Origin of the sequence: Vibrio sp. vnigr-6D03, from assembly GCF_002835515.1 — a bacterium.
In the GTDB taxonomy this organism is placed as follows: domain Bacteria; phylum Pseudomonadota; class Gammaproteobacteria; order Enterobacterales; family Vibrionaceae; genus Vibrio; species Vibrio penaeicida.
This window is the reverse complement of the sequence record NZ_PIZL01000018.1, coordinates 105323-123428: the sequence shown is the minus strand read 5'-3', so window position 1 is coordinate 123428 and position 18106 is coordinate 105323. Positions and strand designations below refer to the sequence as shown.

The following is an 18106-nucleotide window of genomic DNA, read 5'->3' as shown; positions in this document are numbered from 1 at the left end:
TCAGAGAGTTAGGCTCAGTTTAAATGATTTGATTTTGAGGTCTATACCCAAGTGACCTCAAGATACAGGATTCAGAGCCTCATAGTCTGTTTCAGAGCAAGGAGAAGAACGCGGTGGAATGACGCGTCCTTTCCAAGTTCTTTGACGATGAAATGGGACAGAATATGGGCTCCCAAGGGCGAGTTTAACTGGCTTTCATACTGCGTTACCGATTCTTGATTTAGAATGACTAGATCTTCATATCGGTGCCTTGTTTGAAAGCCAGTTAATTCTCGCTGAACCAAGTATCTTGAGGTTACTTGGGTAATACACCATCATTCTTTATCTATTTGACCCAGATAAGTGTGCCAATTGTCTCTGGTGGTGTTGTACTGATATTCGCAAAAAGACTCTCTTTCCTCTCGATACTCTTTTCCTACTTCATCCAGTAAGCCAGCAAATTTTTCAGGGTCGCTACCATAAACAAGGCACAGTGTTTGAAAGTAACGTTGCAAATTAAAGCTATGCTCACCAGCATATTCGACGAGTTGGTACTTGTCTGGCTGTCCTTGTGTTTCGAAATCAAACATATCTGCGGCGCTGATAGCGGCATCCGCTCCGTTTTCTACATACTCAATCATTATGATGGCGGCCAGATTATCAACAGCATCTTCCTCTTTACCTAATACGGGGATCTGCTGATCTGCGATGTATGCGTGCCCCAGTTCGTGGATCAGGGTGTGAAGCACTGTATCTATTGCCCCTAGCTCGGGTTTCTTGCCGTATTTCTTTTGATAATCATTTTTTGCGAAATGGTGATGCGCTTCTGTGACGAAAGAGTAGGGCATTTGAACTTTATTGGTTTCGGGATCAAACAGCGGACCGTCGTCAGAACCATATTCAATCGTTAGTGTATTTTTGAAGGGAAACAGAGTGTCGCCAAATCCGACCACCAATTCGTTAACTCCGCTGTCTATGAGTAAAGATTTTATGGTCTTCTCTTCGTCATTGAGTGGCGTTAAATAGTTAAGAGCAATATTGTTCTGTGCTAATGATGAGGCAGAAAGCAGTGCCGCAAAAAAACAGGTCGAAAATGTATATTTCATAAAGACATTCCTTTGAGGTTATGCTTCTAAAATTAGCATTGACTTTCCTAACTACGAAAGCCAATATTGCCTGCGAATTAAACAAAGGAGTCTAAAATGGCAAAGAAACGCAAAAATGCGAAGCTTGCCACTGAAAATGTGGTTGAGATGCAACACGAACACGGTAGAGGCGTGATTCAAGATAATGCGCTTAAAGCGATAGTCACCAGTGAGCTGTATAAAACCCGAGTGGTTAAAGCGAAGAAAGGAAAAGGCAGTTTTAGCCGAGGCAACAAGCATAAAGGGAAAGAGCCCTATTCAAAGCAAGCGGCATAATCGCTTTCTTCGAATAGGGCTCTTTCGTTAAAGAACGTTTTAAAGCTTTGGTATTTTTTAGCTTGGTAAATCTATAGGAACAGAATACCTATCCAGACAAGTCCTGCCAGTAACAAGGCGACAAATACCGCCGCCGACCCAATGTCTTTGGCGCGCCCGCTTAACTCATTCCATTCTGAACCAAATCGGTCTACCACAGTCTCAATGGCAGAATTGAGCAGTTCAACAATGATCACCAAAAGCACAACACTGATCATGGCAACTTGTTCTAGCGGAGTTACGGGCAAGAAAAACGTCAATGTGCTGAGAAATACGAGTAATACCACTTCTTGACGAAAAGCCGCTTCATTTATCCAAGCCGCTTTTAAACCTTTCATTGAGTAGCGTGTCGCATGCACAACGCGAGTAAGTCCGGTAGCACCAGGTTTCATTATTTTCCTACAGTATTTTCAATACAAAGCACGCATTGTATACCTAAGTCACCTCTAGATGCTAGGTTCGACGAGCCTAGCATAGTGTTCATCTCATATGTTTTTTAGAGAATATTTTATTCTATTTTCATAGTTTTAAATTCGTTGACAGGATTACGGCAACACTTACTCTATACGTGTGCTCTACCAATGTTGCGTTAGCGAGTTGAGCATAAGGATTGTGCAATAGAATGAGATATGGATGAATTACGATATTTTTAACGGCGATGCAGATGGCATAATCGCCCTCTTACAGCTTAGGCTGAACCAACCTAAAGACGCAGTTCTCGTTACTGGCGTTAAGCGTGACATAAAGCTCATCAGTAAAATCGATGTTCAGCAAGGTGATGACCTGACCGTTCTCGATATCTCAATGGAAAAGAACAAAGCCGATTTGTTAAATGCGCTTGAGGTCGGTACAAAGGTTTTCTACGCCGATCATCATAGACCGGGCGACATTCCGGAAGCGGATAATCTTCAAGCTCATATTGATACCGACCCAAACACTTGCACGGCTTTGATTGTTGATAAACTCTTAGCTGGGAAATACCGCTTGTGGGCTATCACGGCGGCATACGGCGATAATATGATTGCACGAGCGGATGCCCTTGCTGATCAAATTCCATTGACCAAGGCACAGAAAGAGCAATTAAAAGAGTTCGGTACGCTGGTGAATTACAATGGTTACGGTGCAGCAGTCGAAGATTTGCATTATCACCCAGCCGATTTGTTTAACGCTTTGTTGCCTTACTCGTCTCCATTTGATGCGATTCAGCAGTCGGATTCTCCTTATCACGTACTTAAATCTGCTTACGAGAATGACTTTGCTAACGCTTTAGCAGCGAACGCTACCCATAAATCGGATTTGCTAACGGTCATCCAGTTACCAGATGAGCCTTGGTCTGGAAGGATTAGTGGAGTGTTAGGGAACCATTTAGCCAATTCAACCCCGACGTCTGCTCACGCGGTTTTAACCAGTAATTCAGATGGTTCTTACACAGTCTCCCTGCGCGCACCGCTAAATAACAAACAAGGTGCCGGGCAAATTTGCAGTGAATTTCCAACTGGGGGAGGGCGTGAAGCCGCGGCAGGGATAAACGCATTACAGCCTTCCGATTTACCGCGTTTTATTGAACGTATAGAGTCCTACTACCGCTAGGCTCTTCTACAAGTAAAATGAAAGAAAATAATGAGTTTGTAGGTCTGTCTGTTTGAGTCAATAAACGGACAGCACCCATGAAAAACCATTTTTTCACTTTACTTGGGCTTAGTGCGACAGCCCTATTAATGTCGACATCTGTATCAGCTCAAACATGGACACACCAAGGGCAACCAGCACAACTCGTTGAGTTGTTTACATCTGAAGGGTGTTCGAGTTGCCCACCAGCTGATCGGTTCTTAAGTAAATTCCAATCTTCAGCAAAATTATGGGAAGAGATCATTCCAGTTGCGTTTCATGTCGACTATTGGGATTACTTGGGGTGGAAAGATGAATTCGCTCACCCTGCTTATAGCCAAAGACAACGTTTGTATCGCGCTTATGGGTCGATCAGTTCTGTTTATACGCCTGGGTTCGTTGTTGATGGAAAAGAGTGGCGTGGATTTTTCTCGCGAAGCCCGCTCCCTACAAAAAGCCAGAATGATCGCGGGGTACTCACGCTCGAAAAGAATCAAGATGACTTCTCATTAAAATACGATCAGAAAGGTAAATATACAGCGCACTTAGTTTTGCTGGCGATGGATGAAAAAACAAAGATTAAAGCTGGAGAAAATAGAGGGCGAGAATTGGAGCATGATTTTGTGGTTTTGAATAAATACCAAATGAATGCAGAACAACACTGGGACTTCCAAAATATCATGTCACCTAATAATGCGGATGCTGTCGCTGTTTGGCTGACTCAGGGGAATCAGAGTCAGCCAATTCAAACTGTTGCGGGTTACATTCGCTGAGGTTTGTTGATCACATTTGGTTCAAATAAAAACGATCATTTGGTATCAGCAATTATATTGGTGTGAGGGCGTGGGCGCTTTATTAACCGCGCCCATATTGCGATAACTATGATCGAGAACGCTATTCTTCCCCAAAGCACTGCATAAATATCGGCACCCAGTAGAAGAATTAATAAGGTATCTTCGATAATGCTGTGGCATAAGCCCAAAAAACAGACGACGATCAATGTGTCACGTTTTGAGACCTTTCCCTGCTTTACCTCATTGATCAGCAATCCTGCTCCAAAGCTTAGCCCTAGCGTCATTCCAATAATAGTGATGTTGGTTGCCTCTTTCCCAATGGTGAGCCCTTTCATTAATGGGGAAAGGGCTATGTGGAGCAACCTTTCTATTCCCAATAACCGAAGTAGTTTTAGCAAGGTCATCAATGCAGCAATAATAATGTATATCGATATTAACATTTGGCTCTGGTCTAAAACCCATTGGGACCAACTGTGACCAATAGGATCAGGTTTCCAGAGTAATGAAACAGGGGATTGCTGCCATCCGCCGATTTGGTATGTGATATGAGCAATCCATCCAATCACTAAACCACCGCCCACTCGAAATGAGAGCGTTATCCACCATGGGACTCCTGTCGCTTTTGCTACCGCACCTTCAATGGGTAACGAATGCGCGAACAATATTAGCAGCCCAAGAACTGAGATTTGTGCACCTGTAAAGTTTGATTGGCTCGCAATGTCGTAGAAAACCGCCATAGCAGTGTAGATGTTGGTGAGAATGGCGACGGCCCAAACTAATCCCCACTCTTGAGGAAGCCCCAATATTTCCATTATTGGCGAAAGCGCTGAAGCTAGATACTGCGTTCCTCCAATCATATCTAACACTCTCACAACGATGAGAGTAGGCACCATTATTTTTAGTAGTGTCCAATAAACATGGTTTATGTCTTTTATTAGGTTAACGCCTCCTTTCCAAATGGCTTTCATAGGTACTCCTCATTCCTTATCGTAAGTTATTTGGCTGTCTCTATTTTATTCCAAGGGGCGAAAAATAATTTTAGTTTAAAGAGATGAATATTTTCATAAATTTCTTTTTCTATCTTATTATATTAATAATATTTCAAAAAATTAAAATGACTGCACAATCAAAGTGTTGAGGGGGCGTAACTTTTGAAGCATAAACTGCACCAACATACGAGACTTTTGGGCTAAATTGGACGTGAATTCCATAACGAAAGTTAAAAAGTGAAACGCCATTCCTTGAGTAAACTTAAGTGCTAGATTGTTTGGGGGCGAGCAGACCCAGTTCCGTAATTTAAGCGAGAGTGAGCCGCATATCTTTAGAAGCCAAGGCTCCCCATACACGGTTATCGAAGTAAAAATTTAGTAAGGTAAGTATGTTTTTAGATAAATTAGACAAAGCCATTTTAAGACGTTTACAGGAAGACAGCTCGGTCACTAATGTCGAACTGTCGGAGTCTGTTGGGCTCTCAGCTCCCGCTTGTTTTAAAAGAGTGAAACGGCTTAAAGAAGAAGGAGTGATCAGCAAGGAACTGGCTTTGATCAACCATCAAAAGCTTGGTCCTATGATTCATATAGTTGTGGAAGTCATCATGGAGCGAGATCGACTGGAGTTGAACCGCGCGTTCATCGATAAAGTAAACAAGTCGATGGCAGTAAAAGAGTGCTATAAGGTGACTGGCGAGGTCGATTTTGTATTAATTGTTGATTCCCCTACGATGGAAAGCTATGAATCACTTTGCGATGAGTTGCTGTATTCCAATCCAAACGTGAAGAACTTTCGAACTTTGATCTCCATGAACAAGGTAAAATACGACACGAGAATTCAAATATTCGATTAATGCTTGTTCATGTTGATTTAAAATCAAGCAACCAGTTGAGTTTCTAAGAAAAAAGTGACCTTTAGGGGTTCCAATTCTCAATGCTTGTGGCAATATAGAACTCGTTCCACGATGATGCGTGCATCGTATAATGGCTATTACCTCAGCCTTCCAAGCTGATGATGCGGGTTCGATTCCCGCTGCACGCTCCAATCCTTTCGTACTGCTTGAATCTCTTATACTTCCTTGTAGATACCAATAATCAATACCTAGATTTATCTTTATAGAATTTGCGCGATTAAAAGGGCGTACTCCTTCATCTTGCTCTTTTCGCCAGTATCTTAATTTAAGAACTCACCAGACTCCGTGTACGTTTCGATAGAAGTACTAAACATCCACTCACCATCCATCTGCTTGTATGTCTCTATAAGTGTTATTTTCCCAACAGCATTCCGTTTGTCTGCCACTGTATACACTTCTTTTGTATTACCGATACATTGAACTTGAATCGATAAGGTAATCAAGGGTGAGTTGTGGCGCTGTATGAAGTCTGTTTGGGTACGGGTGAGGTTTAAAAAATCTTGATTCATATGCTGTTTTTATTCCTTCGATGTCGCTCAAAGTTGTTTATTGTTTTTGAATACTCTAACCAACAATACAGACTGCATGCCTTCTAAAGGCGTTTGCTCTGTGGTGTTAAGCTAGAGGTTATGCTCTGTGCATGCAATTTACTCAGTAGCTTATATGACATCTAGGTGGTCAATGTTTCATTATGTAATACATATTTCCATTTACTTTATGGTTAAAAATATGTCGTTGAATTTATTTGATTAATATATTTTTCGATGTTACATATAACTTTCGCAACCCATTCTTATACGTGAAACATGTTTATTTTAGGGCTCAATGATTTGAGTTTGAAGATTGAATGTTGTGTACTAAGTTAATCAATAGAATGCTTATTTTCAGAATTGATAGGAAGCGGAAAGCATCAAGCTGTTGATGCGTCCTTTGCCGTTAAATTGCGTCTGTACACTGGAAAACGTGGATGTAAAGTCTTGCTTGGTGTACTCAATTCCCAGCAAGATTCTCTTGATTTGGTATCTAGCTCCAACTCCAAACCCCAAAGATGCACCATGGCTGTACATGTCGATTGACCCTGAATGAAGTGGGTTGCTTCCTTGAATGGTTCCAAAGGCAAACCCAAGCCCGGCTTTACCGTAAAGCTGTATGTTTTGCATTGGAATGTAAGTGAATACTGGAGAAAGTGAAAAAGTATTCAACACCACATCACTTTGCATCTTACTTCCTGCAAAATCGACGGTTTCTCCACTTTCGGAAAATTGCTCCATTCCCATCTCAAAACCGATGAGAGTATTCTCACTGCCCGTATATTCATTGGTTTGGAATGTAATACCAAGACCGAGTATTGTTCCTTCCAAATTTTCAACGCTGTTTACGGCGGACAGGTTCGCTTTTCCGAGCTTAACATTCAGCATCAGGTCATTAATTTTTTCGTAAGCATTCGTTTGAAAGGGCATTGAAAGGAGCAAAAATGGAAGGTAGAACTTAGTCATATTTTTTGTGAAGGCATCGTTTAAGAGGCGAACATTTTACGATGAATATCACATTATTGAGTGGCAGATTGGTAAGTGAGTGTAAGCGTGGAAGGGAAATAAAAAAGGCGGCATTTTTTGCCGCCTTTATAGATGATACTAGCGTGAGCTTACACTTGGCTTGTTTCTTCTCTGGCTTCTAATTCGCAATCTTCTGCAATGAAACCACCAGTTTGGTGTGCCCAAAGTTGTGCATAAATACCACCAGACCGAACAAGCTCTTGGTGAGTACCTTGTTCAACGATGTTACCTTTGTCCAGAACAATGAGGCGATCCATGGCCGCAATGGTTGAGAGACGGTGTGCAATGGCAATAACCGTTTTCCCTTCCATAAGCTCATTCAAGCTATGCTGAATTGCCGCTTCAACCTCAGAATCGAGTGCCGACGTTGCTTCGTCCATAATAAGCAGAGGCGCATCTTTTAGTAGTACACGTGATATAGCAATGCGCTGTCTTTGTCCGCCGGACAGTTTCACACCTCTTTCGCCGACTTGAGCATCATAACCAACGTTACCAAACGGGTCGGTTAACGTATCGATGAACTCATGAGCTTGAGCTTGTCTCGTTGCATTGATCATGTCTTCTTCAGATGCGTCGGGGTTGCCATATAAAATGTTGTCCCGAATCGAGCGATGTAGAAGCGAAGTGTCTTGCGTGACCATGCCAATTTTAGCTCGAAGTGAATCTTGAGTGACCTCTGATATGTTCTGACCATCGATCTTGATGCTGCCGCCTTCAACATCATGGAAGCGAAGCAGAAGGTTAACCAATGTTGATTTTCCTGCACCAGAGCGTCCGACTAATCCGACTTTTTCACCAGGCTTTATGTCGAGGTTAAGGTTGTCGATGACACCTTTGTTTTCACCGTAGTGGAAACTGACATTATCAAAGCTGATGCCGCCATGTTCTACATTGAGATCTTTAGCGTCTTTTTTATCTTCAATGGCTATCGGTTTTGATAGCGTATTAGCACCATCGACTACCGTACCCATGTTTTCAAACAACGCCGTCACTTCCCACATGATCCACATCGACATACCATTGATGCGCAACGCCAGTGCTATAGCAATGGCTATCGCACCAACACTGATGGCATTATCCATCCAAAGGAATATAGACATGCTGGCTACAGCAAATACCATGATGTAGTTAGAGATCTCAACACACACATCGAAGCCTGTTACCAAGCGCATTTGACGGTGTACCGTGTCCAAGAACCCTTTCATACCTTCTTCGGCATACTCGGTTTCCCGCTTGCTGTGTGAAAATAGCTTCACCGTGGCGATGTTTGTATAGCTGTCAACAATTCTACCTGTCATCGTAGAACGCGCATCAGCTTGTTCTGCAGCGACTTTCTTTAAGCGCGGAACAAAGTAGATTTGAATACTCACGTATGCCGTTAACCAAGCCAGCATTGGGATCATTAACCGCCAGTCAGCTTGTGCAAGAATGACCACTATCGATGTGAAGTAAACCAAAACGTAAACAAAAACATCGCACGTTTTCATTACGGTTTCTCTTACGGCTAGCGATGTTTGCATCACCTTCGTTGCTACGCGACCTGCAAAATCGTCCTGATAGAAAGAGAGGCTTTGTTTCAGCAGATATCGGTGGGCTAGCCAACGAATGGACATTGGGTAGTTACCCAACATGGTTTGGTGAATAAGTAACGAATACACCAAGACAAGAATAGGCATAGCAACGAGCAGCAAAAAGCCAAACCAAAGTAAGGTGTCTTTGTTTTCCTGCCAAAAGGTCTCTGGGTTACTTTGACTGAGTAGATCGACAAGTTGCCCCATAAAGCCGAATAGAGAGACTTCAATAACGGCAACTAAGGTGGCGAAAATGGCCATGATGACCAGTGGGATTTCGTACCCTCTCGTATAATGACGACAAAAAGCGAAAATGCCTTTTGGTGGTTGTTCGGGCTCATCCTTGGGAAAAGCCTTCGTAAAGCTTTCGAACAGTTTGAACATATATCCTTCCTAATAGAATACGTCCCGCTGCCAACATTGGGCAGTGGGCTTATTAGCGCAACTGATTAATTTGTTTAAATTTAAGGTGATCGATTCAAAGAGGAGAGGAGCTCTTCTATTCGAACCTTAACTACTAAAGAGTTCTCAAGGTAAAGGCTTGAAGTAGCTAAGGAAAAACCTGACGTTCTCTGTACACAAGAGAATATCCGAGCCGTTTACTCTACACCAACATTAGTGAAATGTAATCAACTTAATGCATTGATATTTTAGTGATTGTGAAATTAATTTGTTATTAATCAATATCGTTACTCGGTCATAGTATTTTGGGAGGAACTAGCTTAATGCTTTGTTTTAACTAAGCATTAAAACAAAGTGTAACTGTTCGACTATTTCTAGATTATTGGATTAATATGTCGGGTATGTGAATCTTGTTAGTTTAATATGTGATCTTGATGAGTGTTCAGTTATATTTGCGGTAAAATTGGATTATTGCAGTTAATTGTTGGCTTCCAATTTCTCAAAATGAGGTCATTACAGTGAAATAATGGTTAACATTGTGTTTACAATTCAAAGGTGTTCCAATCAAAGTTGTCAGGGAAAACATGTTTAATTCTCCTAATCAAAATGTCGACTCTCTGTTGTACAGTGAGCAAGGTGTCCAGAATGCAAACTGTGTTGTTATGGTCCCACCAAAAGAATTTGCGTTTAATGCGCAAACAGCAGCGGATAATGAATTTCAACACGCAGTAGACGAATCAACAGAAGTTATTCGTGAAAAAGCGATGTCAGAATTCAAATTGATGGCAAAAACATTACGCCAGAATGGTATTCAAGTTGTCGAGTTTGATTACCCTGAGTCGATGATTGAAACACCTGATGCCGTTTTTCCTAATAACTGGTTCAGTACGACGCGAAATGGCGAGTTTTTTACTTTTCCTATGGCGTGTGAAAACCGAAGACACGAAGTAAGAACAGAAGCACTTGTACAGGCGCTTGAAAAAGCGGGTAGAAACGTCCGTTCTACAAACGACAGCCTTTTAAGTTATACAAATAAAGAAGCGTATTTGGAAAGTACGGGAGTGATGGTAAAAGATCATGTTAACCGAACTCTTTATGCTGCTTTATCCCAGCGTTGTGATCGAGAAGTTCTCGAAGATTACGCCAAGCAAATTGGTTACGACCGAGTGATCAGTTTTCAAACAGCACTACCAGAAACAGGTCACCCAATTTATCACACCAACGTGATGATGGCGGTGGGCGAATCATTTTGTGTGATTTGTGATGAAGTAATCCCAGAGTACGAAAGACGCTTCGTACTGAAATCGCTAGCAAAAGACCGTCAAGTAATCAGTATTAGCATCGAACAAATGAACCAGTTCTGTGGCAATATTTTGGAATTACAATCGGTTAATGGTGATAAGTTAATTGCCATGTCTCAGTCTGCATTCAATGCATTCAGCGAAGCTCAAAGAAAGCAGCTCGCTCAACACGGCAAACTGCTTCCATTTGATGTAGGAACCATCGAGACTATTGGTGGTGGTAGTGTGCGGTGCATGCTAGGAGAAGTTTTCCTTTCTCCACGCGTAGCCACGCTATAACGTTAAGCGGCTTTCATCACTACTTGGTTTTTCCCTGCATTTTTTGCTCGGCACAATGCAAGATCAGCTCTCTTTAATGATGAGTGTTGGTCTTGCTCTGTTTTAGTCAGTCCAATACTGACCGTTACCTTCAATTCTTTATCTTCATATATAAAATCAATATTTTCTATTTCATCTCTCAGATGTTCTATTCGTTCAAAGGCCTCTTGTGAAGTCGTTGCATCAAACAATATACAAAACTCTTCACCTCCGAACCGAGCAACGCTGATAACTGTTGGAGCAGGAAACAGTGAGCTCATTGTTTTTGCCACTTCAGTGATGATCTGATCGCCGCAAAGATGTCCATTTTTATCATTGATCGCTTTAAAGTCATCAATGTCGATAAACGCTAGGTATCGATTGGAATGCTCAACGGACTGGTTAAGACGAGAATAAAAATATTGTTTATTGTCTAATTGAGTCATGCCATCTTTGTTTTTGAGCTGATGGTTAAGAAATAAGTTAGATAAGGAAACTTGAGCAAAATCTCTAACAAGAAGTATTAGGGTGCGATAAGTAGGAATAGCGCAAGAAAGATAAACAACACCGAGTAATTTTTCCCGAACTATGAGTGGGATAGTGTAATGGCGCGAACGTATTTTTAACGTTTGAGCCAGTTCATCACCATGCTTTCCTAATGTGTAGCTCAGGTTTTTTTGGTGGGTTAGCTTGTCCGCTAAATGCTTGTTCTGCAATATCGCGTTTAAATTCCCGTGATAATCGATCGTGGAAAAGGTATGTTGCTGCTGGTCATATAGGCAAAGCTGAAGTCCGTTGTGGCTAAAGAACCGCCGAAATATGGTTTTGAGTTGGTTTTTGAACGTCAAAAGATCCGGCGCTCTATTTAATTTTTCGAGCTCTTGGTTTAACTGCAATGTAATGTAGTTCACCGCCACCGTTAAAAACAATAAAGAACAAAACATGATTGCTGTAAGGCTAATTTGATAAGAGCTCGCGAGAATGTCGGCTTGCCCTGTACCAGAAACAAATACCCAACCTAAATCGTTGTCAGCATCAAATACGGAAATTTTATTGTCATTCTTATAATAGTATTCAATGGTTCCAAACCGAACGCCATTGTCTACTTGCTCTTCAATACCCGCGCTGTAGCTGATTGAACGGGTTCCAACACGTTGTGGATCTGGGTGAAATACCAACCGCTTTTCACTGGCGTCGACAACAAAGACGTAGCCGCTTTCTAAGGTTTTGAGATCTTTAAAATGCTGTGTCGTGTAAAAGAGGTCGAATTCAATCCACATATTAAAAAGCAGTTTAGGATTGGAGTGTTTGACGGCAAAAACCCAATGACCAGGCTCTTTTTCATAGATAGAAGAAACGTAAAACTTGTCACCGTAGCTATGCAGCCTTTTCCACCTTAAGTTTTTAACTGAGCTTTTTGTTAAAGAAGTTCCACGATAAGAACGGTAGTTATCTTTTGATTCGGAATGAAGAATAATATCGGAGTAGATGGGTGTCTCTAGCAAGATCTGCTGAACCATTTCCTGATAAGATCCAAAGCCTTTTTCAAGCCATGTCTGTTCTAATATGTAGAACTTACTCACCGTTGATTCTAAATGAGCATGTATTAGCGAACTTGCAGTTCGAATATTTGCCTGTGATTGTCGGTATGCTTGGGTTTCTGTCTCCTTAAGTTCTTGATATGCCGTATATAACATTCCAGTTATCAGTAAGACGATAAATGGACGAATGAATTTTATTAATATTTTTGGTAAAGCCATAGACGTTGTTTTTTATTAAAATTTGGAAGTAGATCCCATTTTTGTATTCGTCATCTTAGACCTAAATTAAGCGTGTATCAATGCATATCGACTGGATGTATATGGCGAGAGCGGTTATTTGTTCTGTAAATGAAGTGAGCTAATTTATAAATTAAATGAATTAGGCGTACCCAAGTGGAAATACGGTGGTAATTTCCGAAAGAATGGCTTGGGTACGATATAACGTTAATTGTGTAGAATCATGAGTGTCATAGGCGTGACCAGCTGCTCACCATGTACTTCTTCATCAAGCTTATGATTCAAAGAGGTATCGCATATGATTTGCCAGTGCTGATCCTTAGATGCCGGCAACTTGTACCTTGCAGGGACGCTTGATTGATTAATGAGGTACAAAAGCTCACGACCATCTTCACCTATTCCCATGTGAAGTGCGATCGCGCTGACAATGTTCCAATCATCATGAGACATGACCTCGCTATCAGTTCGAAGCCATGTAACTCGGTTGTCGTTTCGTGAATCCCCACTAAATGCACGTACAAATGGGAGCATGTATTTATTTCTTGCTGAGACAAGCGTCGCGAGCCAATCTTTGAAGTGTTTCTGCCGTTCAGACAGCTCCCAGTTTAGCCAACTAAGTTCATTATCCTGGCAGTAGGCATTGTTATTGCCATTTTGAGAGTGAGACAGAAGATCAGCCGTTAGAATATGAGGGACACCAAAACTAAACAGTAAGCTAGCCATGAAATTCCGCTTTTGTTTTTCTCTCATAGCTTTTATGAGCATGTTGTTTGTGTCGCCTTCCACACCGTAGTTTGAGCTTCGATTGTCCCCATGTCCGTCGCGATTGCATTCGCCATTTTTAAGATTATTCTTGTGCTTATAAGACACCAAATCTTGTAGCGTGAAGCCGTCATGGTAGGTGACGTAATTGATCGTAAGCTTCTCAGGCCAGCGGCTTGCAGAGTATATGTCTCTAGAGCCCATTAGCCGAGTGGCAAACTCTTTAAGATAGCCTTGGTCGCCCCGCCAGAAACTACGGCTAATGTCTCGGAACTTGTCGTTACATTCATTCCAACCATCAGGAAAGCCGCCTACTTGGTACCCATTTGGACCAATATCCCAAGGTTCGGCAATTAACTTCGTTTCACGAAGAGAAGGGTCTTGTCTTACGGCTTGAAAAAAAGACGCTTTATGGTTGAAGTGTTCACGGTTTCTCCCGAGTGTGGCGGCCAGATCGAATCGGAAGCCGTCAATATGGTACTCCTGCACCCAATATCTTAGTGTGTCCATGACTAAGTTGAGAGTGGGTTGATGTGTTAGGTCTAAAGTGTTTCCACACCCTGTATAGTTTGAGAAATGCTCGTCGTGAACTAGGTAGTGTAAAGGATCGAGCTTTTTAAGATTAAACTCAGGACCGTCAGCGCCACCTTCGGCAGTATGGTTGTATACCACATCCAAAATGACTTCTATTCCATTGCGATGAAGCTCTCTAATGGCTGTTTTCAGTTCCTTAACTGCGTCTGCCTCTGCGTATCTTGGATCTGGAGCCATAAAGACGAATGGGTTATAACCCCAATAGTTTGCCATTCCTTTTTCAAGCAAATGTGGCTCGTGCATACAGGCAGCGATAGGAAGTAGCTGAATAGTATTAATGCCCTGCTTTTCGTAAAACGCGAGCATTTCTTCGTTTGCTAACGCGTGATAAGTTCCTCTTTGCGCCCTAGGGATTTCGGGGTGTAGCTTAGTTAAGCCTTTGACATGCGTTTCGAACAAAATCATATCTTCAAGAGCACGTCTTGGCGGTTCAATACCTTGCCAGTCAAATTCCGACGACGTAACGACACTTTTGGCTAACACCCAGCTTTTTTCAGGCGTATACGGTGGCACGTAGTGAAGAGGCTTACTGAGTGCTTTGGCATAAGGATCAGAGATTAATATTTCGGATTCTCCAAATGGCACGATAAAACCATAATGTTGCCCTGGCTCAATACCCTCTAGGTAAATGGCTTTAACACCATGCCCAAAGCTTTGAAGGGTATAGCTGACAAATTCATTGTTTTTATCGAACAAGGCAAGACGAATATCCGTTTCACTGGGGGCGTGAACGGCAAAATTGCAACCTGTCGAGTCTAGTGTCGCTCCGAGTGGAAATGGGCGTGCTCGTTTTTTATCCATGGCTAACTGTATTTTTATTCTTCAAGTTCAATTATCTGAGCAGTACAACAGCTCCGATATGCTTAAGTTTATTCATGTACTGCTTATTCAGGTTTTGGTCATTCAGACTTCAGCATGTTGCATTTCGACATGTCGAATGGACAGGACTTGACGTAAATGTTTATATGCATGATTTTGAGTAATGGTTTAAGTATGATTTTTAATGACCGTACGTCAACCTTACTGAGCATTCTTTTTTAGAGAAGGAATATTTCCATTTCACATCATATGCGAGGTGTAATCTTGAACATGCTCTCGTTTGGTATGGGTCAGTTTGAGTGTAAATCGACGTAATACCTTAACGCAAAATGTTAAAACAGCGTTCGATTGTTTGATATTGGATATTTGAGAGGTTAAGTAACTGGCTGATTTTTTTGAGCTACATAGTTAAATTTGTTGTTACGACACCTTTTAACACAATTCCCCCTAAAAATACCCCCTCAAAAACGGTACAATACAGCCTGTATTCACCACCAGCAGTTTCCTATGAATGTAATGACCATTGCCATTGGCGCTTCCGTTATCTGTCTCATCTTAGTCGGGGTCGGTATGATGACAATCAGCAGCAAAAAGCGTGCTGAAGAACGAGATAAAGTTGCTCGTGAAGCCGCATATAAAAAGGCAATGGAAGCCTCCAAAGCAAAAGATCATCAAGAGCGCGTTTACAAAGCAGAAACGGGTCACATTCCAACCCAGCTATTCTTAGCGAAAGAAGCTGAATTAGGGAACCCGAGAGAAGCTTTACATTGGTATGAACGGGCTGCAAATGCAGACAATGAAATAGCCATGTACAGCGTTGTTCGCCTGTGTAACCGCTTTAGTGATAATCACGTTATGAACCTTAAAGGAAAGTATTGGGGTAAAGTGATAGAAGCCAGAGGTGGCGACAAACAAGCTCAGTTTGAAGTGGGTCTATGTTTGTTAAAAGGTCACGGTATTGATCAAGATTTACAAAAAGGCATTGATTTAATCCAAGAGGTTGCCGAAGAAGGGAATATTGATGCTCAGTTGTACATGAGTGATTGGTACGTTGCGGAATCGAACCCTTCCCCTAACTCTGCCTTAGCAGCAGAATGGAGTTATAAAGCGGCAAATAATGGTTCAATCGAAGGAATGATTCGTTTGGGGCGGCATTATGCTGAAGGACAAGGCGTTGAACAAAATCATACTCGTGCTACTTATTGGCTCGAGCGAGCAGCCGAAACAGGCAGTGGGCGAGCGCAATTTTATGCTGGTGAGCTTTGGGCTGATACCGATACTCAAGGTAATGCTCTTGCTTACATTTGGTTTTTTCTTTCCGCCCACTCAGGCTTTTCGAAAGCCAAGAAACGTCGTGATGAAATTGGCAATGTGATTGGTATCGATGCCATTGTCGGTCTTCAAGGGCTAACTAAACCGATTTTAGCAAGACTAGAAGAAGGAAAAATCAAAAGGCATTCGATCATCAAGGCATTAAATAAAATGTACAAGCGCGATGAATATTTCCCAGAGATTCATGGCGATGAGTTTGTGGTAAGAACGCTAGAGCAAGAAAAGACAGAACAACCCAGCAAATCTTCCGATTTCACCCAAGCAATGAGTTAGCGCAAACAGATCCTAGTGATAGTCTCTTTGAAAATGCCCCGCGATTAAAGCGGGGCATTTTTTTATCACGAATTTTTATCCATAGACTTACAGACAGCGGCCGTGAACACCACATCGGTTGAACTGTTCAAAGCCGTTTCAGCGGAGTCTTGAATCACACCGATGATGAACCCAACGGCAACGACTTGCATCGCAACGTCATTTGGAATCCCAAATAACCCACAAGCTAAAGGAATCAGCAGTAAAGATCCGCCCGCCACACCAGATGCACCACACGCTGATACGGCGGCGACAATTGATAGAAGCAAGGCTGTCATTACATCAATCTGAATACCCATGGTATGTACTGCGGCCAGTGTAAGGACTGTGATAGTAATGGCTGCGCCACCCATGTTAATGGTCGCCCCTAAAGGGATAGAGACAGAGTACGTGTCTTCGTGCAGCTTAAGCTTGGAACACAAATTCATATTGACCGGAATATTGGCTGCACTTGAACGTGTAAAGAAAGCCGTTACACCACTTTCTCGCAAGCAGGTAAGAACGAGAGGATAGGGGTTTTGTTTCGTTTTGGCGTAAACAATGGCTGGGTTAATGATCAGCGCCATAATGAACATTGAGCCCAACAATACTGCCAGTAACTGTGCATAGCCGAACAGAGCGTCGAAGCCAGTAGTTGCAAACGTCGATGCCACGAGCCCGAAAATACCAAACGGAGCAAGCCTGATAACAAAGCGAACGATCTGAGAAACACCATGGCTTAAATCTTCAAAGACAGCCTTAGTCGTGTCTGACGCATGGTGTAATACTAGCCCCAAAGCAATTGCCCACGCCAAAATGCCGATGTAGTTCGCATTCATCAGTGCGCTGACTGGGTTGTCTACCAGCTTAAACAAAAGAGTGTGCAGAACTTCCGCTATGCCTTGTGGAGGTGTTGCCCCTTCTGCCCCTGCGACTAATGTTAGCGTCGTAGGAAAAACAAAGCTCATCACCACGGCGGTTAAAGCCGCAAAGAATGTACCCAAAAGGTAGAGCACAATAACGGGCTTCATATTTGTGTGTTGATTTTTCTTTTGGTTGGCGATGGAGGCGGCGACAAGAATGAAAACTAAAATGGGGGCAACCGCTTTAAGTGCACCAACAAAAAGATCACCTAGCATACTCGCTTTTATTGCGGTTTCTGGCGAGGTCAAGGCGAGTGCAACACCAAAAGAAATACCTAAGAGTATCTGTAAGACAAGATTTCCGTTTGCTAACCGTGATAACACGGAAGAGTTGTTCATAATCTTTCCTGTAATGTAATAAGTTTTAGCCTAAGTCAGGTGTAGAAGTACCCATTTACCCTGATTGTGTCCTATAAATATCCGAACTCTTCGTTTCGGTGATGCGATCTTATAGATTGCAGTTTTATTGTCTAGGTTAATTGAGTTATTTATGTTTTAAAATTTACTTATTGATGTTTTATCCAGGTGTATATTCTGTGAATTGGCTTTAACTTAGTATTCATTATTGTGACGTTAGAGGGCTTTCTAGAAAATATTCGTAGGCAACATGATTTATTAGACTCGGCAAATTATTGATTAGAAATGAAAATTTTCTGAGCTAATTAAAAAAGTGCTAATAAGCAACTGAGTTTCTATTAAGTTGGATTTTTCCAGCTATGCTTAAGGAATAAAAATA

Annotated in this window: 15 protein-coding genes and 1 tRNA gene; 7 read left to right on the top strand and 9 right to left on the bottom strand. The window is 42.0% G+C overall.

Features of this window, described 5'->3' with window-relative positions:
• Positions 1-314 precede the first annotated feature (314 nt).
• Positions 315-1085 (bottom strand): DUF4344 domain-containing metallopeptidase, encoded by a 771-nt coding sequence (locus CW749_RS14985; protein ID WP_101113074.1) that lies wholly within the window; start codon positions 1083-1085, stop codon positions 315-317.
• A gap of 96 nt (positions 1086-1181) precedes the next feature.
• Here CW749_RS14985 and CW749_RS14980 point away from each other — a divergent pair, with 96 nt between their 5' ends.
• Complete coding sequence (locus tag CW749_RS14980) at positions 1182-1400, top strand: ribosome alternative rescue factor ArfA (protein ID WP_101113073.1); 219 nt, start codon at positions 1182-1184, stop codon at positions 1398-1400.
• A 71-nt stretch (positions 1401-1471) separates the two neighbouring features.
• Here CW749_RS14980 and CW749_RS14975 read toward each other — a convergent pair whose 3' ends face one another.
• The gene (locus tag CW749_RS14975) at positions 1472-1831 is read right to left on the bottom strand and encodes a diacylglycerol kinase (RefSeq protein ID WP_101113072.1); all 360 of its coding nucleotides are present in this window, start codon (positions 1829-1831) and stop codon (positions 1472-1474) included.
• 241 nt (positions 1832-2072) lie between these two features.
• Between CW749_RS14975 and CW749_RS14970 the strand changes: the two genes are divergently transcribed.
• Together CW749_RS14970 and CW749_RS14965 are read left to right on the top strand one after the other, a co-directional pair.
• Complete coding sequence (locus CW749_RS14970; protein ID WP_101113071.1) at positions 2073-3029, top strand: DHH family phosphoesterase; 957 nt, start codon at positions 2073-2075, stop codon at positions 3027-3029.
• 77 nt (positions 3030-3106) lie between these two features.
• Positions 3107-3820 (top strand): DUF1223 domain-containing protein, encoded by a 714-nt coding sequence (locus CW749_RS14965; RefSeq protein WP_101113070.1) that lies wholly within the window; start codon positions 3107-3109, stop codon positions 3818-3820.
• Positions 3821-3855: 35 nt separating this feature from the next.
• Here CW749_RS14965 and CW749_RS14960 read toward each other — a convergent pair whose 3' ends face one another.
• Positions 3856-4809: a hypothetical protein gene (locus CW749_RS14960; protein WP_101113069.1), complete on the bottom strand. Its 954-nt coding sequence runs from the start codon at positions 4807-4809 to the stop codon at positions 3856-3858.
• 410 nt (positions 4810-5219) lie between these two features.
• On the opposite strand from CW749_RS14960, the gene CW749_RS14955 reads away from it, so the two are divergent.
• Positions 5220-5684 carry an Lrp/AsnC family transcriptional regulator gene (locus CW749_RS14955; protein ID WP_101113068.1) on the top strand — a complete coding sequence of 155 codons (465 nt, stop codon included), beginning with the start codon at positions 5220-5222 and terminating at the stop codon, positions 5682-5684.
• Positions 5685-5800: 116 nt separating this feature from the next.
• Positions 5801-5875: transfer RNA gene (locus CW749_RS14950), tRNA-Gly, on the top strand.
• A 129-nt stretch (positions 5876-6004) separates the two neighbouring features.
• On the opposite strand, the gene CW749_RS14945 is transcribed toward CW749_RS14950, so the two are convergent.
• The 3 genes from CW749_RS14945 to CW749_RS14935 form a co-directional block, all read right to left on the bottom strand.
• A complete protein-coding gene (locus tag CW749_RS14945; RefSeq protein ID WP_101113067.1) occupies positions 6005-6253 on the bottom strand; it encodes a hypothetical protein in 249 nt (82 codons plus the stop codon).
• Between the two features lie 375 nt (positions 6254-6628).
• Positions 6629-7240: an outer membrane beta-barrel protein gene (locus tag CW749_RS14940; RefSeq protein WP_101113066.1), complete on the bottom strand. Its 612-nt coding sequence runs from the start codon at positions 7238-7240 to the stop codon at positions 6629-6631.
• Between the two features lie 149 nt (positions 7241-7389).
• On the bottom strand, positions 7390-9255 hold the full coding sequence (locus CW749_RS14935; RefSeq protein WP_101113065.1) for an ABC transporter ATP-binding protein: 1866 nt from the start codon (positions 9253-9255) through the stop codon (positions 7390-7392).
• 602 nt (positions 9256-9857) lie between these two features.
• Here CW749_RS14935 and CW749_RS14930 point away from each other — a divergent pair.
• Positions 9858-10853, top strand: coding sequence for an arginine deiminase-related protein (locus CW749_RS14930; RefSeq protein WP_101113064.1), 996 nt, complete (start codon positions 9858-9860; stop codon positions 10851-10853).
• 2 nt (positions 10854-10855) lie between these two features.
• Here the strand turns inward: CW749_RS14930 and CW749_RS14925 are convergent, their stop codons facing one another.
• Both CW749_RS14925 and glgX read right to left on the bottom strand, forming a co-directional pair.
• Positions 10856-12568, bottom strand: a complete 1713-nt coding sequence (locus CW749_RS14925) for a diguanylate cyclase (protein WP_237322457.1) — start codon at positions 12566-12568, stop codon at positions 10856-10858.
• Positions 12569-12856: 288 nt separating this feature from the next.
• Positions 12857-14806: a glycogen debranching protein GlgX gene (gene glgX, locus CW749_RS14920; RefSeq protein WP_101113062.1), complete on the bottom strand. Its 1950-nt coding sequence runs from the start codon at positions 14804-14806 to the stop codon at positions 12857-12859.
• Between the two features lie 525 nt (positions 14807-15331).
• Between glgX and CW749_RS14915 the strand changes: the two genes are divergently transcribed.
• The gene (locus CW749_RS14915; RefSeq protein WP_101113061.1) at positions 15332-16429 is read left to right on the top strand and encodes a tetratricopeptide repeat protein; all 1098 of its coding nucleotides are present in this window, start codon (positions 15332-15334) and stop codon (positions 16427-16429) included.
• A 65-nt stretch (positions 16430-16494) separates the two neighbouring features.
• Here CW749_RS14915 and sstT read toward each other — a convergent pair whose 3' ends face one another.
• A complete protein-coding gene (sstT, locus tag CW749_RS14910) occupies positions 16495-17709 on the bottom strand; it encodes a serine/threonine transporter SstT (protein WP_101113060.1) in 1215 nt (404 codons plus the stop codon).
• Between the last annotated feature and the right edge of the window lie 397 nt (positions 17710-18106).